Source organism: Pseudomonas sp. Z18(2022), assembly GCF_036346535.1.
Lineage (GTDB): Bacteria > Pseudomonadota > Gammaproteobacteria > Pseudomonadales > Pseudomonadaceae > Aquipseudomonas > Aquipseudomonas yamanorum_A.
Genome location: NZ_JAOTOA010000005.1, coordinates 149,392 through 168,762 on the forward strand (window position 1 = coordinate 149,392; position 19,371 = coordinate 168,762).

General features: G+C 62.0%; 21 protein-coding genes and 1 pseudogene. 10 read left to right on the plus strand and 12 right to left on the minus strand.

Annotation, left to right across the window (positions count from 1 at the left end):
• Positions 1-3: 3 nt before the first annotated feature.
• Positions 4-1,185: an acetyl-CoA C-acetyltransferase gene (locus V3W39_RS13905; protein ID WP_330212796.1), complete on the plus strand. Its 1,182-nt coding sequence runs from the start codon at positions 4-6 to the stop codon at positions 1,183-1,185.
• A gap of 60 nt (positions 1,186-1,245) precedes the next feature.
• Here the strand turns inward: V3W39_RS13905 and V3W39_RS13910 are convergent, their stop codons facing one another.
• Entirely contained in the window at positions 1,246-1,665 is a 420-nt protein-coding gene (locus tag V3W39_RS13910) for a PaaI family thioesterase (protein ID WP_177042552.1), read from the minus strand.
• A 92-nt stretch (positions 1,666-1,757) separates the two neighbouring features.
• Positions 1,758-2,843 (minus strand): DUF1615 domain-containing protein, encoded by a 1,086-nt coding sequence (locus tag V3W39_RS13915; protein WP_259198902.1) that lies wholly within the window; start codon positions 2,841-2,843, stop codon positions 1,758-1,760.
• Positions 2,844-2,979: 136 nt separating this feature from the next.
• On the opposite strand from V3W39_RS13915, the pseudogene V3W39_RS13920 reads away from it, so the two are divergent.
• Positions 2,980-3,456: pseudogene (locus V3W39_RS13920) on the plus strand (LysE family translocator); the annotation flags it as partial.
• 128 nt (positions 3,457-3,584) lie between these two features.
• On the opposite strand, the gene hemB reads toward V3W39_RS13920, so the two are convergent.
• Complete coding sequence (hemB, locus tag V3W39_RS13925) at positions 3,585-4,559, minus strand: porphobilinogen synthase (protein WP_177042555.1); 975 nt, start codon at positions 4,557-4,559, stop codon at positions 3,585-3,587.
• A 163-nt stretch (positions 4,560-4,722) separates the two neighbouring features.
• Between hemB and V3W39_RS13930 the strand changes: the two genes are divergently transcribed.
• A complete protein-coding gene (locus V3W39_RS13930; RefSeq protein ID WP_330212797.1) occupies positions 4,723-5,343 on the plus strand; it encodes a LysE family translocator in 621 nt (206 codons plus the stop codon).
• Here the strand turns inward: V3W39_RS13930 and V3W39_RS13935 are convergent.
• Positions 5,340-6,182 carry a PhzF family phenazine biosynthesis protein gene (locus V3W39_RS13935; protein WP_177076897.1) on the minus strand — a complete coding sequence of 281 codons (843 nt, stop codon included), beginning with the start codon at positions 6,180-6,182 and terminating at the stop codon, positions 5,340-5,342. The two genes, V3W39_RS13930 and V3W39_RS13935, sit on opposite strands and share 4 nt — an antisense overlap.
• 8 nt (positions 6,183-6,190) lie before the next feature.
• A complete protein-coding gene (locus tag V3W39_RS13940) occupies positions 6,191-6,889 on the minus strand; it encodes a glutathione S-transferase N-terminal domain-containing protein (RefSeq protein ID WP_010172284.1) in 699 nt (232 codons plus the stop codon).
• Between the two features lie 228 nt (positions 6,890-7,117).
• Between V3W39_RS13940 and V3W39_RS13945 the strand changes: the two genes are divergently transcribed.
• The gene (locus V3W39_RS13945; RefSeq protein WP_330212798.1) at positions 7,118-7,819 is read left to right on the plus strand and encodes a histidine phosphatase family protein; all 702 of its coding nucleotides are present in this window, start codon (positions 7,118-7,120) and stop codon (positions 7,817-7,819) included.
• A 50-nt stretch (positions 7,820-7,869) separates the two neighbouring features.
• Positions 7,870-8,925 carry a permease gene (locus tag V3W39_RS13950; protein WP_177042559.1) on the plus strand — a complete coding sequence of 352 codons (1,056 nt, stop codon included), beginning with the start codon at positions 7,870-7,872 and terminating at the stop codon, positions 8,923-8,925.
• 120 nt (positions 8,926-9,045) lie between these two features.
• Here the strand turns inward: V3W39_RS13950 and mnmH are convergent, their stop codons facing one another.
• The 4 genes from mnmH to V3W39_RS13970 form a co-directional block, all read right to left on the minus strand.
• Positions 9,046-10,149 carry a tRNA 2-selenouridine(34) synthase MnmH gene (mnmH, locus tag V3W39_RS13955; RefSeq protein ID WP_330212799.1) on the minus strand — a complete coding sequence of 368 codons (1,104 nt, stop codon included), beginning with the start codon at positions 10,147-10,149 and terminating at the stop codon, positions 9,046-9,048.
• Entirely contained in the window at positions 10,149-11,183 is a 1,035-nt protein-coding gene (selD, locus tag V3W39_RS13960) for a selenide, water dikinase SelD (RefSeq protein WP_177076891.1), read from the minus strand. Before selD ends, mnmH begins: the two co-directional genes overlap by 1 nt.
• An 84-nt stretch (positions 11,184-11,267) precedes the next feature.
• Complete coding sequence (locus V3W39_RS13965) at positions 11,268-12,014, minus strand: TerC family protein (protein WP_010172304.1); 747 nt, start codon at positions 12,012-12,014, stop codon at positions 11,268-11,270.
• A gap of 28 nt (positions 12,015-12,042) precedes the next feature.
• Positions 12,043-12,306, minus strand: a complete 264-nt coding sequence (locus V3W39_RS13970) for a hypothetical protein (protein WP_330212800.1) — start codon at positions 12,304-12,306, stop codon at positions 12,043-12,045.
• Between the two features lie 134 nt (positions 12,307-12,440).
• Between V3W39_RS13970 and nhaR the strand changes: the two genes are divergently transcribed.
• Positions 12,441-13,343 carry a transcriptional activator NhaR gene (gene nhaR, locus V3W39_RS13975; RefSeq protein ID WP_177042563.1) on the plus strand — a complete coding sequence of 301 codons (903 nt, stop codon included), beginning with the start codon at positions 12,441-12,443 and terminating at the stop codon, positions 13,341-13,343.
• A 4-nt stretch (positions 13,344-13,347) separates the two neighbouring features.
• Here nhaR and V3W39_RS13980 read toward each other — a convergent pair whose 3' ends face one another.
• Positions 13,348-14,502, minus strand: a complete 1,155-nt coding sequence (locus V3W39_RS13980) for an MFS transporter (RefSeq protein WP_259198899.1) — start codon at positions 14,500-14,502, stop codon at positions 13,348-13,350.
• 217 nt (positions 14,503-14,719) lie between these two features.
• On the opposite strand from V3W39_RS13980, the gene sstT reads away from it, so the two are divergent.
• Entirely contained in the window at positions 14,720-15,940 is a 1,221-nt protein-coding gene (gene sstT, locus V3W39_RS13985; protein ID WP_330212801.1) for a serine/threonine transporter SstT, read from the plus strand.
• Positions 15,941-16,012: 72 nt separating this feature from the next.
• Here sstT and V3W39_RS13990 read toward each other — a convergent pair whose 3' ends face one another.
• Entirely contained in the window at positions 16,013-16,522 is a 510-nt protein-coding gene (locus tag V3W39_RS13990) for a DUF1993 domain-containing protein (RefSeq protein ID WP_088423220.1), read from the minus strand.
• Positions 16,523-16,648: 126 nt separating this feature from the next.
• Here V3W39_RS13990 and V3W39_RS13995 point away from each other — a divergent pair, with 126 nt between their 5' ends.
• Positions 16,649-17,296, plus strand: coding sequence for a YceH family protein (locus V3W39_RS13995; protein ID WP_177112935.1), 648 nt, complete (start codon positions 16,649-16,651; stop codon positions 17,294-17,296).
• A 187-nt stretch (positions 17,297-17,483) separates the two neighbouring features.
• On the opposite strand, the gene V3W39_RS14000 is transcribed toward V3W39_RS13995, so the two are convergent.
• Positions 17,484-18,302 carry a shikimate 5-dehydrogenase gene (locus tag V3W39_RS14000; RefSeq protein WP_330212802.1) on the minus strand — a complete coding sequence of 273 codons (819 nt, stop codon included), beginning with the start codon at positions 18,300-18,302 and terminating at the stop codon, positions 17,484-17,486.
• Positions 18,303-18,543: 241 nt separating this feature from the next.
• On the opposite strand from V3W39_RS14000, the gene V3W39_RS14005 reads away from it, so the two are divergent.
• Both V3W39_RS14005 and V3W39_RS14010 read left to right on the plus strand, forming a co-directional pair.
• On the plus strand, positions 18,544-18,897 hold the full coding sequence (locus V3W39_RS14005) for a hypothetical protein (protein ID WP_010172321.1): 354 nt from the start codon (positions 18,544-18,546) through the stop codon (positions 18,895-18,897).
• A 232-nt stretch (positions 18,898-19,129) separates the two neighbouring features.
• Positions 19,130-19,324, plus strand: coding sequence for a hypothetical protein (locus tag V3W39_RS14010; RefSeq protein WP_330212803.1), 195 nt, complete (start codon positions 19,130-19,132; stop codon positions 19,322-19,324).
• Positions 19,325-19,371 lie beyond the last annotated feature (47 nt).

Genomic DNA, 19,371 nt, shown 5'->3' on the forward strand with positions numbered 1-19,371 from the left:
TCCATGCAAGACGTCGTGATCGTTGCTGCCACCCGCACCGCCGTGGGCAGCTTTCAAGGTGCGCTGGCAAGCATCCCGGCCCCGGAGCTGGGGGCTGCGGTGATCCGCCGCCTGCTGGAGCAAACCGGCATCGACCCTGCACTGGTGGATGAAGTAATCCTTGGCCAGGTGCTCACCGCCGGCAGCGGCCAGAACCCGGCCCGCCAGGCGTCGATCCTCGCCGGCCTGCCCCACGCCGTGCCGGCACTGACCTTGAACAAGGTCTGCGGCTCGGGCCTCAAGGCCCTGCACCTTGGCGCACAAGCGATCCGTTGCGGTGATGCCGAGGTGATCATCGCCGGCGGCATGGAGAACATGAGCCTGGCACCGTACGTGTTGCCGGCCGCCCGTACCGGCCTGCGCATGGGCCACGCGAAGATGATCGACAGCATGATCACCGACGGCCTGTGGGATGCGTTCAACGACTACCACATGGGCATCACCGCCGAGAACCTGGTGGACAAGTACGGCATCAGCCGTGAAGCCCAGGATGCTTTCGCCGCCGCCTCCCAGCAAAAAGCCACGGCCGCCATCGAAGCCGGGCGTTTCAGCGATGAGATCACGCCGATCCTGATTCCCCAGCGCAAGGGCGACCCGATTGCCTTCGCCGTGGACGAACAGCCACGCGCCGGCACCACCGCCGAAGCCCTGGCCAAGCTCAAGCCGGCCTTCAAGAAAGACGGCACCGTGACCGCCGGCAATGCGTCCAGCCTCAACGACGGCGCGGCTGCTGTGCTGCTGATGAGCGCGGATAAAGCCAAGGCCCTGGGCCTGCCGGTACTGGCACGCATTGCCAGCTACGCCAACGCCGGTGTCGACCCTGCAATCATGGGTATCGGCCCGGTGTCGGCTACTCGCCGCTGCCTGGACAAGGCCGGCTGGAGCCTGGGCGACCTTGACCTGATCGAAGCCAACGAAGCCTTTGCCGCGCAGTCACTGGCCGTAGGCAAAGAACTGGAATGGGATGCGGCCAAGGTCAACGTCAATGGCGGCGCGATTGCCATCGGCCACCCGATTGGCGCGTCAGGCTGCCGCGTGCTGGTGACCCTGCTGCATGAAATGATCAAGCGGGATGCCAAGAAAGGTTTGGCCACCCTGTGCATCGGTGGCGGTCAGGGTGTAGCGCTGGCGCTTGAACGCGGCTGATTTGCAAGAGCAACATGGAAAAGGCCCGGTTCCACGAAAACCGGGCCTTTTCTTTATCTGTCAGTCCCGCGCCTGGGGCACCGCAAACACCGCATTGGCCCGCACCACCACCTTCTCTCCCACCTGCACGCTGACCGTGGCAAATGCCATCTGCCGACCGCGCTTGTGGTGCTCCAGCCGGACCTCGATCCACTCCCCCACCTGCACCGCCCCGAGATAATCCAGGGTCATGCTCGCCGTGATCAACGGCAGCGGCGGCTCACTGGAAAACGCCATCGCGTAGCCCATGCCCACATCCGCCAGGGTGGCCAATACGCCTCCATGCACTGTGCCGCGCCCGTTGGCGTGGCGGTTGTCGGCGCGCAGGCCGATCTCCAGTTGCAACCCTTCGCCACGGCAATACACCGGACCAAGCAGGTCCAGGAGCGGGCTGCTGCGGGGCAGCGGGACAAAACCTTCGGGGATGGCGTGGGCAGTCATGGCGGCTTCTTCCTTGGGATCAGGCCTGATGTGTACTCCACACCCGCGACCTCGGCCACCAAGATCAGCCCGGCAAATTCCCGGCGATAAGCCTAACGTTTCATGCAGCGCTGATAACGCTCATCCACGCGCTTGGCAAACCAGGCGGTGGTGAGGTTGCGGGTGATCTTCGGGCTCTTCAACACGATGCCCGGCAGGATCGCCCGCGGCAGTGGTTTGCCGGCGGCCTTGTCGGCCAGGGCGAACACACGCTGGTACAGGGTGGTGTCTTCAAAATCCAGGCGCTCGCCCTGCTCCAGCTGGCTGCGGATGCTCGGGTTGCGCATGTCCAGCGACTTGCCCAGGGAGCGCACCGCCAGTTCGGTGGTGCCCGGCAGGATCGAGCCGTAGTTGATCAGGTCACCGTCCAGCGCCAGCGTGGTACCCGAGACCCGGCTGACCGCCGCCTGGAACGCGGCATTGCGGCTGGCGTACCAACCCGCATTGAAATCGGCAAAGCGGTACAGCATCTGGTCGTAGTGCACCGGGTAGCCCAGCAGATGGGCGATGCCGAAGTACATGCCGCCACGACGGGTGAACACCTCCCGCCGGATACTGCCATCCACGGTGTAGGGATAATCCCGGGCCTGCTTCTGCGCGAACTCGATGCTGACCTGCATCGGCCCTGCGGTATGCACCGGGTTGAAGCCGCCAAACAGCGTGTTGCCCAAAGGCACGACGCTGATGAAGTCGTCAAAGATTCCACTCAAATCCCGCTCGGTACGTGCAGCACTCAAGCGCTCGGCGTAGGACTTGCCGGTGGGGGAACGCAGTTGCAGCGCCGTGCGCACCAGCACGGCTGGCACATGGACTTTGGCGGCTCGGCGCAGGATTTCGTCCTGGGCGATCTTGCCCATGTTCGGCACCGGCGGGTCGACCTGATAGGTGGACTCCTGTTCGGTCACGGCCAGCACCGCGCAGAGGTTTTCCGTACTGGGGTAGATTTTCTGCGCATTGAAGGCGGTGTGGATGTCCTGGGCCCAGCCGTTGCGGTCCGGCACGCTGGCCGGCATCAGCCGCACGATCTGCGCCTTCACCTCGGCTTCGCTGCGCTCGGGCAATTGCTGGGTGCGCTGGCTGGAGCAGCCGGCCAGCACCAGCAATGTGGTGAGGCACAGGATCAGGCGGGATGAGTGCATGGGGCTTCCTTGGGTGACGATGGGCCAGTCTTGGCAGATATCGACCTGTAAGTCTAACCGGGGTTCGCCGACCTGCTGCACTCGCCAATAAATGCAGAACATGAAAGGATCAGGCACCCGTCGTTCCTACAAGGAGATTGTCCCGCACTTGCTGGCCTCGGTACTTGGCCTGTCGGCCCTGCTGCACACCAGCGCCTTGGCATTCGAAGCCCTGAAGTATGCCGGCGCCGCCTATTTGCTGTACCTCGCCTACGCCACCTGGCGGGACCGCTCGGCCTTTGCCATGAACGACACACCGACAATTTCCAGCGCCCGCAGCCTGATGGTACGGGGCCTGTTGCTGAATATCCTGAACCCCAAGCTGACGATCTTCTTCCTCGCGTTCCTGCCGCAGTTCGTCACCCCGGGCGCAAGCGCACCGGCCCTGCAAATGCTGTTGCTGAGCAGTGTGTTCATGGCGATGACGTTCGGGATGTTTGTGATTTATGGCCTGCTGGCCAACGTGTTCCGCCGCGCGGTGATCGAATCGCCTCGCGTACAGAACTGGCTGCGCCGCGGTTTTGCGGCAACCTTTGCGGGGCTGGGGCTGAACCTGGCGTTTGCCCAGCGCTAAGTCACCGGGCAGCAGATATCGGCTTTTTTTGTGGCGAGGGAGCTTGCTCCCGCTGGGGCGCGCAGCGGCCCTGAAAAAGGGGTCTGCTGCGCAGTCCAGCGGGAGCAAGCTCCCTCGCCACAGGTCACTTAGATCCCGGCCAGCGCCAGGTCCATCGCGAAGTAAGTGAAGATCAAGTCCGCGCCGGCGCGCTTGATCGAACCCAGGGTTTCCCGCACCACGCGGGCCTCATCGATGGCGCCCGCCTGGGCCCCGAACTTGATCATCGCGTACTCGCCGCTGACCTGGTACGCCGCCACCGGCAAGCGCGAGGCTTCGCGGATGTCGCGGATGATGTCCAGGTACGCGCCAGCCGGCTTGACCATCAGCGCGTCCGCGCCTTCCTGCTCATCCAGCAACGATTCACGCACGGCTTCGCGGCGGTTCATCGGGTTCATCTGGTAGCTCTTGCGGTCGCCCTTGAGCGCGCTGCCGCCGGCTTCGCGGAACGGGCCGTAGAGGGCCGAGGCGAATTTGGTGGAATAGGCCATGATCGGGATATGGCTGAAGCCCGCTTCATCCAGGGCCCGGCGGATGGCCTGGACTTGCCCGTCCATCGCAGCGGACGGCGCAATCACATCGGCACCGGCGCGGGCGGCGGCCACGGCTTGCTTGCCGAGGTTGACCAGGGTGCGGTCGTTGTCGACCTCGGCGCCGTGCATCACGCCGCAATGACCGTGGTCGGTGTATTCGCAGAAGCAGGTGTCGGACATCACGATCATTTCCGGCACCGCGTCCTTGATGATCGAGGACATGCGCGAAACCAGGCCACGCTCCTGCCAGGTGTCGCTGCCCGATGCATCCAGGTGATGGGACACGCCGAAGGTCATCACCGACTTGATCCCGGCGCGGGCATAGCGCTCGATCTCGCCGGCCAATTTCGACTCGGGAATGCGCTGCACCCCGGGCATGCTGGTGATCGGCACGAAGTCGTCGATTTCTTCCTCAACGAAGATCGGCAGCACCAGGTCATTGAGGGTGAATTCGGTTTCCTGGAACAGGCCACGCAACTCCGGGGAGCGGCGCAGGCGGCGTGGACGGGCTTCGGGGAACTGGCTGGACATTGATGCTCCTGAAAAAAACGGGCCGAGGCACATAGCTTAAGGGCGAAAGCTTATGCCCGGATTGACCGGGAGCACAAACATCGGTTGCATAACAGTGCTTTTCGTATTCCGTAACAATGATGTTTGCCGCTATTCTCGGCAAAACAGCAAAGGAGCGCTTGGCATGTTTGATATCCAGAACTACGGCAGCTTTATCGCCGCCATCCTGATCTTCCAGTTGATCCCTGGGCCGGGCACGTTTGCCATCCTGCACGCCACCGCCCGCAATGGCATCCGCGCCGGATTTGGGGCGGTGTTCGGCACCGTACTGGGCGATATGATCTTCATGCTGGCCGCCTCCGCGGGCCTCGCCGCGCTGATGAAGGCCAACCCCAAGCTGTTCATGGCCCTGCAATGGGTGGGTGCTGCGTACCTGTGCTGGATGGGCCTGCAACTGCTGCTCACCCCGGTCAACCGTGATGCGGCCGGGCAGGAGCCGAAACGCTCCGGCTGGATCTACTTTCGCAAAGCCGTGGCCGTCAGCCTGACCAATCCCAAGGTGATCCTGTTTTTCGTGGCGTTTTTCCCGCTGTTCATTCGCCCCGATTCGCCCGGCAGTACCCTGGTGGCAATGATGGTGCATGTGACGCTGATCGGCTTTTTGTACCAGGCGTTGCTGGTGCTGGTGGGCAACGCGCTGGTGATTCGCCTGCGTACCTTTGCGCTGGCCCGTAAAATCGCGACCCGCGTGGCGGGCCTGGCATTGATCGGTTTCGGGATCAAGCTGGCCGCCAACAATCGTTAAAGGCTCAGCCGCCCTTCGATGCACAGCGCCACCGCGCCGCCGATCCAGATTTCCTCGCCGCTGTGCTCGACGTGGATTCGCCCGGCGCGGCCGATGGCGGTGCCCTGGCTGACTACATAGCGGCTCGGCGCCAGGCCTTCGCCCAGCAACCACTGGGCGACCCCAGCGTTCAGGCTGCCGGTGGCCGGGTCTTCCGGAGCGCCGTCGCCTGCGATAAAGGCACGCACTTCAAATTGCGCCTCGTCTCCATCCCGCCCAGGGCTCCAGGGGGCGATCACGCCCACGGCCAACCCCTGCAACTGCGAATAGTCCGGACGCAGCGCCAGTACCTGCTCACGATCCGCCAGCATCACTGCCAGCCAGCCCGCACCGTTGTCCACCCACTGGCTGCGCAAGATTGCCCCAGGCTCAAGGCCCAATCCACGCCGTACACGCTCCAGCAACTCGGCCTCCAGCGGGCCGGAGCGCAACAGCGGTGGCGCAATAAATGCCAGCGCATGGCCTTGGCGACGGATGCGCACCAGGCCGATTTCACATTCCTGGATAATCTCCTCGCCAGCCGGTTGGCCACCGGCCTGCAGCCAGGCATGGCAACTGCCCAGGGTCGGATGGCCGGCAAACGGTAATTCCTGCAGGGTGGTGAAGATTCTTACGCGGTAGTCGGCCCGTGGATCACGAGGCTTGAGCAGAAACGTGGTTTCACTGAGGTTGGTCCAGTTGGCGAAATCCGCCATTTGCTGGTCGCTCAGGCTATCGGCGCCCAGCACCACGGCCAGCGGATTGCCCTTGAGGGCCACGCTGCTGAAAACGTCCAGTTGTTTGAAGTCGAAAGAAGGCATGTTGGTCCTTATGCCGGGATGTTCAAGCCACGGATCACTGCCGGCCGGGCGACGAACCCGTCCAGCGCCCGCAGTACGTTCGGGAAATCGGTAATGCCCACCAGGTCGCCGGACTCATAGAAGCCAATCAGGTTGCGCACCCATGGGAAGGTGGCGATGTCGGCGATGCTGTACTCGTCACCCATGATCCAGGTGCGGCCCAGCAGGCGTTTTTCCAGCACCTCCAGCAGGCGACGGGATTCGGCGACGTAGCGGTCACGGGGGCGTTTATCCTCGTAGGCGGCGCCGGCAAATTTGTTGAAGAACCCCACCTGGCCGAACATCGGCCCGATACCGGCCATCTGGAACATCAGCCACTGGATCGTCTCGTAGCGCATCGCCGGGTCTTCGGGCAGCAATTCGCCACTCTTCTCGGCAAGGTAGATCAGGATCGCGCCCGACTCGAACAAGCCCAGCGCCTGGCCGCCCGGCCCATTTGGGTCGATGATCGCCGGGATCTTGTTGTTGGGGTTCAGCGAAAGGAATTCGGCGCTGAGCTGGTCCTGGGTCTCGAAGCTGACCTTGTGCGCCTCGTAAGGCAGCCCCAGTTCCTCCAGCATGATCGACACCTTGACCCCGTTGGGCGTTGGCAACGAGTAGAGCTGCAGGCGCTCGGGATGCCGGGCCGGCCATTTGGCGGTGATGGGGAAGTCTGAAAGTGAGTTCATCGTGCGACTCCTGATAAAGGCCCTGAAAAAGTAGGAGAGTAGTGGTTCGGAGCCCATCGCGCACCCGTCTTAATTCAGCAACATCGGCGAGTTAACCTCCTGCAAACGGCAAGGATGCCGCCCCATTTCCCCCGCGAAACGAACCAAACTGCCTGGGCGCACTCTCAAAGAGCGCCCGATGGCTGGGCCCGTTCGCCCTGATTCCTTGCACCGAGACTTAGAACCATCATGACCATCAAGCCTCTGTGCCTTGCGAAACGCCTTAAACGCTATTCCTACATCCTGCTGCCCGTATTACTGGCAGGCACCGCAATCGACCTTACCCTCGAGTCCAGAATCAGCCGTGCCCAGCCGGTAGACGGCGTACAGACGCTGGTCTTCCTGCGCCACGGTGAGAAACCCGCCGGAGGCCTCGGCCAGCTCAACTGCCAGGGCCTGAACCGCGCCATGAACCTGGCCACCGTCCTGCCGGAAAAATTCGGCAAGGCCAACTTCGTATTCGCGCCCAACCCGACCCGCAATGTCGAGGAAGGCGAGAAAGACAACTCCTACAGCTACATCCGCCCCTTGATGACCATCAGCCCCAGTGCCATCAAGCTCGGGCTGCCGGTGAACATCAAGTTCTCGGCCAATGACACCAGCGCCCTCGCGGACGAACTGGTGGACGACAAGTACCACAATGCCGTGATCTACACCGCCTGGTCCCACGGCTACCTGCCGGACCTGATCAACAAGGTGGCGAGTGAAGCCGTGGGTGAAAAACACGTGATTACCGACGATTGGTCCGGCAGCGATTTCGATACCTTGTATGTGCTGACCCTGACCTGGCACAACGGCAAGGCCAGCCTGCTCAGCCGCAATTACAAGCAAGGGCTGGATAATGGCGAACAGACCTGCCCGGCTGCAACACAGGTGAGTGCGGAGATCTGAGTTCCACAGCGTATGATGCTGTGCTATTGACTCACCTGCGGATCACCTACATGTCCAACCTCTCCTCCACCCAGCCCGCCCGGGGCTGGTCCTTCTGGTGGAAACCAGCGCTGTTCCTGCTGGTGGCCTGCATCGGCCTCTACTACGTGAAATGGTCGCCGTACTACGCCAAGGCGTTTATCGCAGCGGACAACCACAGCATCGGCGCCTCGATTCTCAACGACCAGCAAAGCTCACCACTGGCCGCCGCACTGGCCTATGCCCAGGTGTATTTCCTGGCGATCTGGAAGGCTGCGGTGTTGGCGGTCATTCTCGGTTCATTGCTGCAAGTACTGATTCCGCGGGACTGGCTGTTGCGCCTGTTCGGCCGCGCCGGGCTGGGCTCTACCCTGCGTGGTGGCTTGTTCGCCTTGCCGGGGATGATGTGCAGTTGCTGTGCGGCGCCAGTAGCCGCCGGCATGCGTCGGCAAAAGGTGTCGGTAGGCGCGGCGCTGGCGTTCTGGATCGCCAACCCGGTGCTGAACCCGGCGACGCTGGTGTTCATGGGCTTTGTGCTCGGCTGGGGCTTTACCGCGTTGCGGCTGGTGGCCGGGATCGTGCTGGTGGTGGGCGTGTCACTGGTGGCGCAGCGCATCGCACGCCCGGAACAGGTGCCCGAAGCCGCGCTGGACGCCGTGGCCCAGGCCAGCCTTACCGAGACCGAACCGTTCCTTGCCCGCTGGCTGCGCACCTTGTGGCAGCTGTTCTGGAGCACCATCCCGGTGTACATCCTGGCGGTGCTGATCCTCGGCGCGGCGCGGGTCTGGTTGTTTCCCCACGTGGACGGCGCCATGGCCAACAGCCTGGTGTGGCTGGTGCCGCTGGCGATTGTCGGTACGTTGTTCGTGATTCCGACCGCCGCCGAAATCCCCATCGTGCAGACCATGATGACCCTCGGCATGGGCACAGGCCCGGCCGTGGCCTTGCTGATGACCCTGCCGAGCGTGAGCCTGCCGTCGCTGCTGATGCTGCGCAAGGATTTCGATGCGCGGGTGCTGGTGACCGTGGCCGGGCTGACCATGCTGATGGGCGTGGTGTGCGGGTTGATCGGGGCGTTTATCCTTTAGTTGTTGGGTGAATTTGAGGGCCCCATCGCGGGCAAGCCCGCTCCCACAGGTGACCGCGTTTATTGTGCGGGACCGCGCTCAAAATGTGGGAGCGGGCTTGCCCGCGATGGGTTCAACCCATTATTCCCGCCGAACAGCCCTCTCCCGCAAATACTCCACCACCGCTCTTTGTTCTCCAGAAAACTCGATACGCGCGCCTTTGCTTTCGCGCTGGAACGCGTACATCGGGTCGTAATACTCCCGCAACAACCCTTCAATCCAGCCCCGGTGCAAGTCCACCGCGCCGTTGCGGGCCTGCTCGGCCAAGGCGTCCTGCATGATGGCGTGCAGCCGCGCAAACCGCTCGCCGCCCAGGCGCTTGTGGATGTTGCCCAGGCTCTGGGTCAGGCGCTCGGCAAACAGGGCTTGCCCGGTGTCGCCAAACACGGCGACAAACTCGGCGCAGAGGTCGACCACGTAATCCTTCAGGATGCGCTCCACCCGGCCTTCAACACTGTCTTCCAGCCAGACCATCGGGAAGCCCTGCATGCCCTTGTGCAAGGGCAACGGCAACGCACAACTGCCGATCATGCGACTCTCATCCTCGACCACGAACTGCTCGATACCGGCGGTACGCTTCTTCAGCAGGTCCACCGCCAGGCGGTTTTCAAAGTCGATGTTGGAGGGTTGCGCGGTCGCGCGTTTGCCGAAGCTGGAACCGCGATGGTTGGCGTGGCCCTCCAGGTCCAGGGCGTTGCTTAATTGGCCGAGCACTTCGGTCTTGCCGGTGCCGGTCATGCCGCCCAGCAACACGAAATCGCATTGCGCCGTGGCCTGTTCCACCGTGTCCAGCAGGAAGGTTCGCATGGCCTTGTAGCCGCCGCCGACCCGTGGGTAGTCGATACCCGCCTCGGTTTTCAGCCATTGCTGCACGATCTGCGAACGCAGGCCGCCGCGAAAGCAGTACAGCACGCCATCAGGATTGGCCTGGGCAAAACGTGCCCAGTGCTCGATACGTTCGGCCTTGATCGCCCCGGACACCAACTCGTGGCCAAGGACGATGGCCGCCTGCTGGCCCTGCTGCTTGTAACAGGTGCCCACCCGTTGGCGCTCGTCGTCGGTCATCAACGGCAGGTTGATCACCCCGGGAAACGCGCCCTTGATGAACTCGATCGGCGCACGGGTATCCATCATCGGCCGGTCGTTGAGAAAGATGTCGCGGTAATCGGTGATGTCGATGGGCATCAGAACACCTCTACCGCGTTGGTCTGTCGCTCAACCAGTTCGCCGATCGGCTCAAGGTTCAGGCCCAGTTCCGCCGCCACGGCGAGGAATTCGGCATTGCCTTCGGGGGTGACCGCCACCAGCAGGCCGCCGCTGGTTTGCGGGTCGCACAGCACGCGCTTGTGCAGTTCGTTCAGGCGCCCCAGTTTGCTGGCGTAGCTGTCGAAATTGCGCAAGGTACCGCCGGGCACGCAGCCTTGGTCCAGGTAGTACTCGACCCCGGGCAGGCGTGGGACTTTTTCGTATTCGATGCGGGCCGTCAGGTTGCTGCCGTCGGCCATTTCCACCAGGTGACCCAACAGACCGAAACCAGTGACATCGGTCATGGCCGTGACACCGGCCAGCTTGCCAAAACGGCTGCCGGGTTTGTTGAGGGTGCACATCCAGTCACGGGCCAGGCCCACATCCGCCTCCCGCAGCTTGCCCTTCTTTTCGGCAGTGGTGAGGATGCCGATGCCCAGGGGTTTGGTCAGGTACAGCTGGCACCCGGCGGTGGCGGTGTCGTTGCGCTTCATGTGGCGTTTTTCTACCAGCCCGGTAACGGCCAGGCCGAAGATCGGCTCGGGGGCGTCGATGGAGTGACCGCCGGCAAGGGGAATCCCGGCAGCGTCACACACCGAGCGACCGCCGCGAATCACTTCCCGGGCAATCTCCGGGGCCAGCACGTTGACCGGCCAGCCGAGAATCGCGATGGCCATCAACGGATCGCCGCCCATGGCGTAGATATCGCTGATGGCGTTGGTGGCAGCAATGCGGCCGAAGTCGAAGGGGTCATCGACAATCGGCATGAAAAAGTCGGTGGTGGAGACCACGCCGCGCTCCTCGTCGATGGCATACACCGCCGCGTCGTCGCGCGAAGCGTTGCCTACCCACAGCTTGGGGTCGAGGTTCTGTGCGCCGCTGCCGGCGAGGATCACTTCCAGTACCTGAGGTGAGATCTTGCAACCGCAACCAGCACCGTGGCTGTACTGGGTCAGGCGAATCGGCTCGTTCATGGGTATCCCTCAAGGCGTCAAGTGGCCGGATTCTAACAGACAGCAAAAGGCCGACTGCATGCAGTCGGCCTTTATGTTCAGCCCTTAGTGTTTGGCAGCAAGCCGTTTATGCCGGTTGCGTCGCATCATGTTCAGGCACTCGATGGCCGCCGAGAACGCCATGGCCGCATACACATAGCCTTTTGGCACATGGGCGCCGAAACCTTCGGCGATCAGCGTCATACCGATCATGATGAGGAAGCCCAGGGCCAACATCACAATCGTCGGGTTGTCGTTGATGAACTTGGCCAACGGCTCGGCCGCCACCAGCATCACGATCACCGAGACCACCACGGCAATGATCATGATCGGCAAGTGCTCGGTCATGCCCACGGCGGTGATGATGCTGTCGATGGAAAACACCATGTCCAGCAGCAGGATCTGGCCAATCGCCGAAGCGAAGCCCAGGGTCACGCTCGGCGCACCGGTGTCCACATGCTCCTTTTCAGGGTCCATGCTGTGATGGATTTCAGTGGTTGCCTTCCACACCAGGAACAGGCCACCGGCGATCAGGATCATGTCCTTCCAGGAGAACGACTGCCCCAGGATGTCGATGACCGGCTCGGTCAACTGCACGATGAAGGCGATGGTGCTCAACAGGCCCAGACGCAGGATCAATGCCATGCTGATACCGATGCGACGGGCCTTGGCCCGGTGCTTCAGCGGCAACTTGTTGGTGAGAATCGAGATAAAGATCAGGTTGTCGATCCCCAGCACGATCTCCATGACGATCAGGGTGGCCAGTGCGATCCACGCGGTCGGGCTGGCGGCCAGTTGTAAAAGGTAATCCATAGGTCAGTCCTGGTGTGAGGTGCGGGTATTAGGTTTCTTGGGAAGTGGACTCAGGCTTCTTGTCTTCCTGGTCCTCCTTGTCCTGCTTGCCTTGCGGGGGTGCGATCAAGCCCTTTGTCGCATCGCTCAATGCCTGCTCCGCGGCCTGGTGGGTGTCGTCGATCACTTGCTTGGCCGATTCGGTGGCTTTGCCCAGCAGTTGCTGCGCGCTTTTTTCCGCTTGGTCACAGCCACTGAGCATGACTAATGAAAGCCCAAGTAACGCCGTTGCGCCCAGGGAATTGAGTTTCATGATGCGTTCCTCGTTAGAACCTTCGGGTCCAAGTAGTGGCCCCTCGATAGCGACGCATTCTATGCAGGCGAACACTTCAGGAAAATTCGTATTTTTTTCGTTTATACTTCGGTTTTTACGAAGTGTTGGCCGCCATGCTCAATTATCGACAACTGCACTACTTCTGGGTCGTCGCCAAGACCGGCAGCATCGTGCGCGCCTGCGAGCAACTGAACCTCACGCCGCAGACCATCAGCGGGCAGATCAGCCTGCTGGAACAAACCTTCGGCGTGGCGTTGTTTCAAAAGGTCGGCCGCCAGTTGGAGTTGACCGAAGCCGGGCGCCAGGCGCTGCCCTATGCCGAGCAAATGTTCCAGCTGGGCAATGAGCTGGAGGCGATGTTGCGCACCCAGCCCAACGAGCAGCAGATCCTGTTCCGGGTCGGCGTGGCGGACGTGGTGCCCAAGTCCATCGTCTACCGGCTGATTGCGCCGACCATGGAATTGAGCGAGCCGATCCGCATCACCTGTCGTGAAGACAAACTCGAGCGTTTGCTGGCAGACCTGGCGATCCAGCGCCTGGACCTGGTGATCTCCGACAGCCCGATGCCCACGCACCTGGACATCAAGGGCTACAGCCAGAAGCTGGGGGAATGCGGGATCAGTTTTTTCGCGACCCAGGCATTGGCTGACCAGCATCGCGGTGATTTCCCACAGTGCCTGCAGGGTGCGCCGCTGTTGATTCCCGGGGCAGAGACAGTGGTGCGCAGCCGTTTGCTGCGCTGGTTTGCCGAGCAGCAGATCCAGCCACGGATTGTCGGCGAGTTTGACGACAGCGCCTTGATGCAGGCCTTCGGCCAATCCGGCAGCGGGATTTTTATCGCGCCCAGCGTGATTGCCGACGAGGTGGAACGCCAGTATGGCGTGGCACTGATCGGCCAGACGGACGCGGTGACCGAGTCGTTTTATGCGATTTCGGTGGAGCGCAAGGTCAAGCACCCCGGCATCGTGGCGATTACCGAAGGTGCAAGACGGGAGCTGTTCACTTCCCTGCCCTGATAACTCAGGCGCAGACGGCGCGGGTCTTGGCAGTCATCAGCCACAGCGCCAGCAGGATCGACAGCAGGATAAAACCGGCGGCGGCAAACCCGAGGCTGCCCAGGCCCAGAGTGTCGATCACATGCCCACCCACCAGCGCCCCCAGGCCAATCCCCAGGTTGGCCCCGGCGATGTTCAGCGAGGCGGCAAACGCCGGCGCATGGGGCGCGGCTTTCATCAGCCGCACATGGCTGACCAGGAACAGCGCCGCCTGGGTCACGCCCCAAACGGCCATTGCCGCCGCCAGCCCGACGGTGGAGTGAATGGCCGGGACCAGCGCCACCATGCCGGCGATCATGAAACCGCAGAACAGCATCGAGGCGATCAGCGGATGACGGTCGACCATGCGCCCGCCCAATGAATTGCCGATCAGGCCCACGGCGCCAAAGCCCATCAGGCACCAGCCCACCACCGTCCCGTCAAAACCCGCCAGGCGTTCGAGGATATCGGCCAGGTAGGTGTAGGCGGTGAACATGCCGCTGAACACCAAGATCGACAGCAGGATATGCCCTTGCATCAGCGGACTGCGCAAAATCTTGAACTGCGAGCGCAGGCTGACCTGGTCGTTCTTCGCGCGGGTCTTCGGCAGGTAGATAAACAGCAGCAGGGCCTTGGCAAACGCCACCACCGCGAGAATGCCAAACGCGGTGCGCCAGCCGAACATATCGGAAATCAGCGTGCCCACCGGGATGCCGAAAACCGTGGCACACACGATGCCGAAACCGATCTTTTCAATCGCGCGGCCGGCGAAGTCCGGTCCGACAATGTCCACCGCGGTCTCGCTGGCCAAGGCCCAGAACACCGGCAAGCCCAGCGCCGGGATCAGGCGGGCCAGGGACATGACCCAGATGTTCGGCGCCAGTGCCGCCAAGGTGTTGGCCAGGCCGAACATGATCAGGATCGTGATGAACAGCCGCTTGCGCTCGAACCGCGCGAAATACGCGGTCAGGAATGGGCCGAACGCCGCCACCGTGAAGGCGAACAACGTCACCAGCAACCCGGCCTGGGACACGCTTACGTCGAGGTCCCGGGCGATGGAAGGCAACAGGCCGACGATGATGAATTCTGTGGTCAGCACGGTAAAACCGGCGGCTGACAGCAGCAGGATCGGAAACAACATTAAAAACTCCAGAAAACAGCAACATCAACGAAAGCCCGGAAGGCCCGCTGATAAAGAAGAAATAAGAGGATGGGCAATGTTAACAGAATGTGTCGCAGCGTGGCGACGGAACGCCGCACCCGGATTAGACATTTCCTACAGATGCTAGACTCCGCCCCTGCCAGATTCACGCTGCCTTAGCTGCATCTAATTAGAAAAAACCAGAGACAACCCTTTTATGACTGCTGCCCCTTCCCTCTTTCAACGACTGATGTCGGTCACCCTGGTCACCCAAATTGTCATCGGCCTGGTCGCCGGCATTCTATTGGCCCTTCTGTTACCCGACGTCGCACAAGCCACCGGTTTTATCGGCAAGGTCTTCGTCTCGGCGCTCAAGGCCGTCGCGCCGATCCTGGTGTTTGTGCTGGTGATGGCCTCGATTGCCAACCACAAGCACGGCCAGGAAACCCATATCCGGCCGATCCTGTTCCTGTACCTGCTGGGCACCTTTGCCGCCGCCGTGGTCGCAGTGATCGCCAGCACGCGGTTCCCCTCCTCGCTGGTGCTGGCCACCCACGATGTGGCCGTCAGCGCCCCCGGCGGGATTGGCGAAGTGATGCAAAGCCTGTTGCTCAGTGTGGTGGACAACCCGGTCAGCGCGCTGATGAATGCCAATTTCATCGGCATCCTGGCCTGGGCCATCGGCATGGGCATAGCGATTCGCCATGCCAGCGACACCACCCGCACGGTACTGGGCGACCTGTCCAACGGCGTCACGCTGATCGTGCGCATGGTGATCCGCTTCGCGCCACTGGGGATCTTCGGCCTGGTGGCCTCGACCCTCGCTACCTCCGGCTTCGGCGCCTTACTGGGCTACGCGCACTTGCTGCTGGTGTTGATCGGCTGCATGCTGTTCGTGGCGCTGGTGATCAACCCGGCCATCGTGTACTGGAAACTGCGCCGCAACCCTTACCCGCTGGTGCTGATGTGCCTGCGGGAAAGCGGCATCACCGCGTTTTTCACCCGCAGTTCGGCGGCCAACATCCCGGTCAACCTGGCATTGAGCAAGCGCTTGGGCCTGCATGAAGACACCTACTCGGTGTCGATCCCCCTGGGCGCCACCATCAATATGGCCGGCGCGGCCATCACCATCACCGTGCTGACCCTGGCCGCCGTGCACACCCTGGGCATTGCCGTGGACATCCCCACCGCCGTGCTGCTCAGCGTGGTCGCGGCGGTGTGTGCCTGTGGCGCGTCGGGTGTGGCCGGTGGTTCGCTGCTGTTGATTCCGCTGGCGTGCAGCCTGTTCGGCATTCCCAGTGAAATCGCCATGCAGGTGGTGGCCGTAGGCTTTATCATCGGAGTGTTGCAGGACTCGGCGGAAACCGCGCTGAATTCGTCCACCGACGTGTTGTTCACCGCTGCCGCGTGCCTGGGCAAGGAAGAGCAAGCCGCGTAAACCTTACGCGCACAAAAAAGCCCGGGGTGGTTCGTGAATGAACCGCCCCGGGCTTTTTTTACGCCTTAAGGCTTAGAACGCGCCCATGTAGTCGCGCTTGCCCACTTCCACACCGTTGTGACGCAGCAAGGCGTAAGCAGTGGTGACGTGGAAGAAGAACTGCGGCAGGCCGTAGCTCAGCAGGTACGACTGGCCACTGAAGCGCTTCTCTTTCGGGGTGCCAGGGCGGGTGACGATTTCGATGCCTTCTTTACCGTCGACCTGGGCCGGGGTGATGGTGTCGATAAACGCCAGGACCTTGGCGATCAGCGCTTGCAGGTCGGCGAAGGTGACTTCTGTGTCGTCGTATTTCGGGACTTCGATTTCAGCCAGGCGGGCAGAAACGCCTTTGGCGAAGTCGACGGCGATCTGCACCTGGCGCACCAGCGGGAACATATCCGGGTACAGGCGTGCTTGCAGGAAAGCGTTCGGGTCGATGTTCTTGGCGGTGGCGTGGGCTTCGGCCTTGTTCAGCACATCGCTCAGGGCGTTGAGCATTTGCTTGAAGACCGGGAGGGAAGCGGCGTACAGGGAAATAGTCATGACAGTCTCGACAGTTGTGGCAGGGTTTGAAACAGCGGCGATTATAGACATGCCAGCAGCCGGCGCCGCTTGTCTTTTATTTTTTCAGGATTAGGCTAGTGGGCTCACTGCATTAGGGAAAGCGCGATGACCACCGAGCACGACACGACTTCTGAAGAACCGCGCCTGAACAGCACGGAAATCCGCATCCTGGGCTGCCTGATCGAAAAACAGGCCACCAGCCCCGAAACCTACCCGTTGACCCTCAACGCGCTGGTGATCGCCTGCAACCAGAAAACCAGCCGCGAGCCGGTGATGAACCTGAGCCAGGGCCAGGTGGGCCAGAGCCTGCGGGCCTTGGAAGGTCGCGGTTTTACCCGGCTGGTGATGGGCAGCCGCGCCGATCGCTGGGAGCATCGGGTGGACAAGGCGCTGGAGTTGGTGCCGGCCCAGGTGATCCTCAGTGGCTTGCTGTTCCTGCGGGGGCCGCAGACGGTCAACGAACTGCTGACCCGCAGCGGGCGCATGCATGACTTTGAAGACGCCGAGCAGGTGGTGCATCAACTGGAACGCCTGATTGCCCGTGGGCTGGCGCTGCTGGTGCCGCGTCAGTCGGGGCAGCGGGAGGATCGGTACGTGCATGCCCTTGGGGACCCGGCGGATATCGAGGCGATCCTGGCGGCGCGTGGCAATCCGGTGGAGCGCGGTGCGGGAAGTGGCGTTTCGCTGGAGCGTATCGAAGAGCTGGAGGCGCGGATTGCGGCGCTGGAAGAGCGCCTTTCCCGGTTGGAATAACCATTGTGGTGGGGGAGCTTGCTGTGGAGGGGGAGCTTGCTGTGGCGAGGGAGCTTGCTCCCGCTGGGTTGCGAAGCAGCCCCAAAAAACTGGGAGCGCTACGCACTCCAGCGGGAGCAAGCTCCCTCGCCGCAGCAAGCCCCCCTCACCACAGCAAGCTCCCTCGCCACTAAATCAGCGGTGAGGCTCAGCTTCGGGCAAACGCTACCGCGGCCTGAAACTGCGCATCCGTCGGCCGCACGCCGGTGTACAGCACAAACTGCTCCAGCGCCTGGATGGCGATCACTTCCAGACCGGTAATCACCCGCTTGCCCTGGGCGCGACCACGCAAAATCAGTGGGGTTTCCGAGGGAATCGCCACCACGTCAAATACCGTCTCGGCCGTATCAATGGCGTCAGCATCAAACGCCAACTGATCCGCTTCCGCCCCTCCAGTCATGCCAATCGGCGTCACGTTGACCAGCATCTGCGGGCGCAAAGCCCCCAGCTCCGCCTGCCACTCATACCCCAGGCTCTGGGCCAGTGCCCGGCCCGCCGCTTCATTGCGCGCCACGATCACGCCATTGGCGTAGCCACCATCACGCAAGGCGCTGGCCACGGCCTTGGCCATGCCGCCGCTGCCGCGCAGGGCGAAGGTCGAATCCTTGGGCACTTCATGCTTCTTCAGCAGTTGCTCGATGGCGATGTAGTCAGTGTTGTAGGCCTTCAAATGCCCGTTGGTGTTGACGATGGTATTGATCGACGCAATGGCCCGCGCCGAATCGTCCAGCTCATCCACCAGGGCAATGCAGGCCTCCTTGAACGGCATCGACACGCCACACCCACGAATACCCAAGGCACGAATGCCACCGACGGCGCCCGGCAAGTCGTGGCTGCTGAAGGCCTTGTAGTAGAAATTCAGCCCCAACTGTTCGTACAGGTGGTTATGAAAACGCAGGCCAAAATTCCCGGGGCGCGCCGACAGTGACATGCACAGTTGGGTGTCCTTGTTGGGGTTCATCTGCATCGGTAACTCCTTGAAGCCCTTCCAGAGGCGGTTTCGGATAGACGGATTACCCGCGCCGGCGGGTTGCCATGGATCATACGCATTGTGCCCGGCCGCTTGTGTAAGCGCGCCGATACAGACCTTACACAACCTTTACCTATCGGCTGTGCTGTTTTTCAGAAATACGCTGTCTTAAAAGTATCCCCGCGACAATCCTTGAGTCTATTGATTGCAGACCACAAGCGCAGGGGCTAACCGAGGAATGACCATGATTCGTAAAATCCCCAAGATCGCCTTGCTTATCGGCGCACTCGCTATAGCAGGACAAGCCTCCGCCCACGGTGGTGGTTGGGGTGCTCCACTTGCACTGGGTGCCGTTGTCGGTGCAGTGGTAGGCGGCTCGATCGTTGCCAGCCAGCAGCAGCCGGTCTACGTGCAACAGCCGGTGTATGTCCAGCCGCAGCCGGTGTATGCCGCTCCGCCGCCGGTCTATTACGCACCGCCACCGCCTGTGTATGTGCAACAACAGGTTTATTACCGCCCGGCGCCGGTCTACTACGGCCCACCGCGTGGCTACTACGGCCCTCCACACGGTTACTACGGCCGCGGCTGGTAAGCATGAACTGACACACCTGAACAGGCTCCGCCCTAAAAGCGGGGCCTTTTTTTGGCCTGTTGGTCTGAATAAATCTCGCCAAGGTCGTTATAAGGACAATGGCTGTGGCCAAATCCCACATCATTGATCTCAATAGGCACTTGCCCGAACAGGGCTCGCGCTGTCATGTTTGTGTCTTGAACGGCTTCCACTATCACCATTGTCCAGTCAATAACAACAAGGACGACCGACCATGCTCACGCAAAACCCCCATCGCACCGCTGGCCTCTGCACGTCGAGCAAGGTCTATAGCGTGCTGACCGAACTCAAGGCCCTGGAAGGCCATCGCAACGCCAAGTTCCTGTCCTTGCTGACGGAAAACCTGGTGCGCAAGGGCCTGCTCAGTGAGCAGGAAGTGGTGCACATGCTCGACCAGGTTGTCGACTGACCGATCGCTCGATAACAGTGATGTCGACTATCGAGCAGGTTAATTTT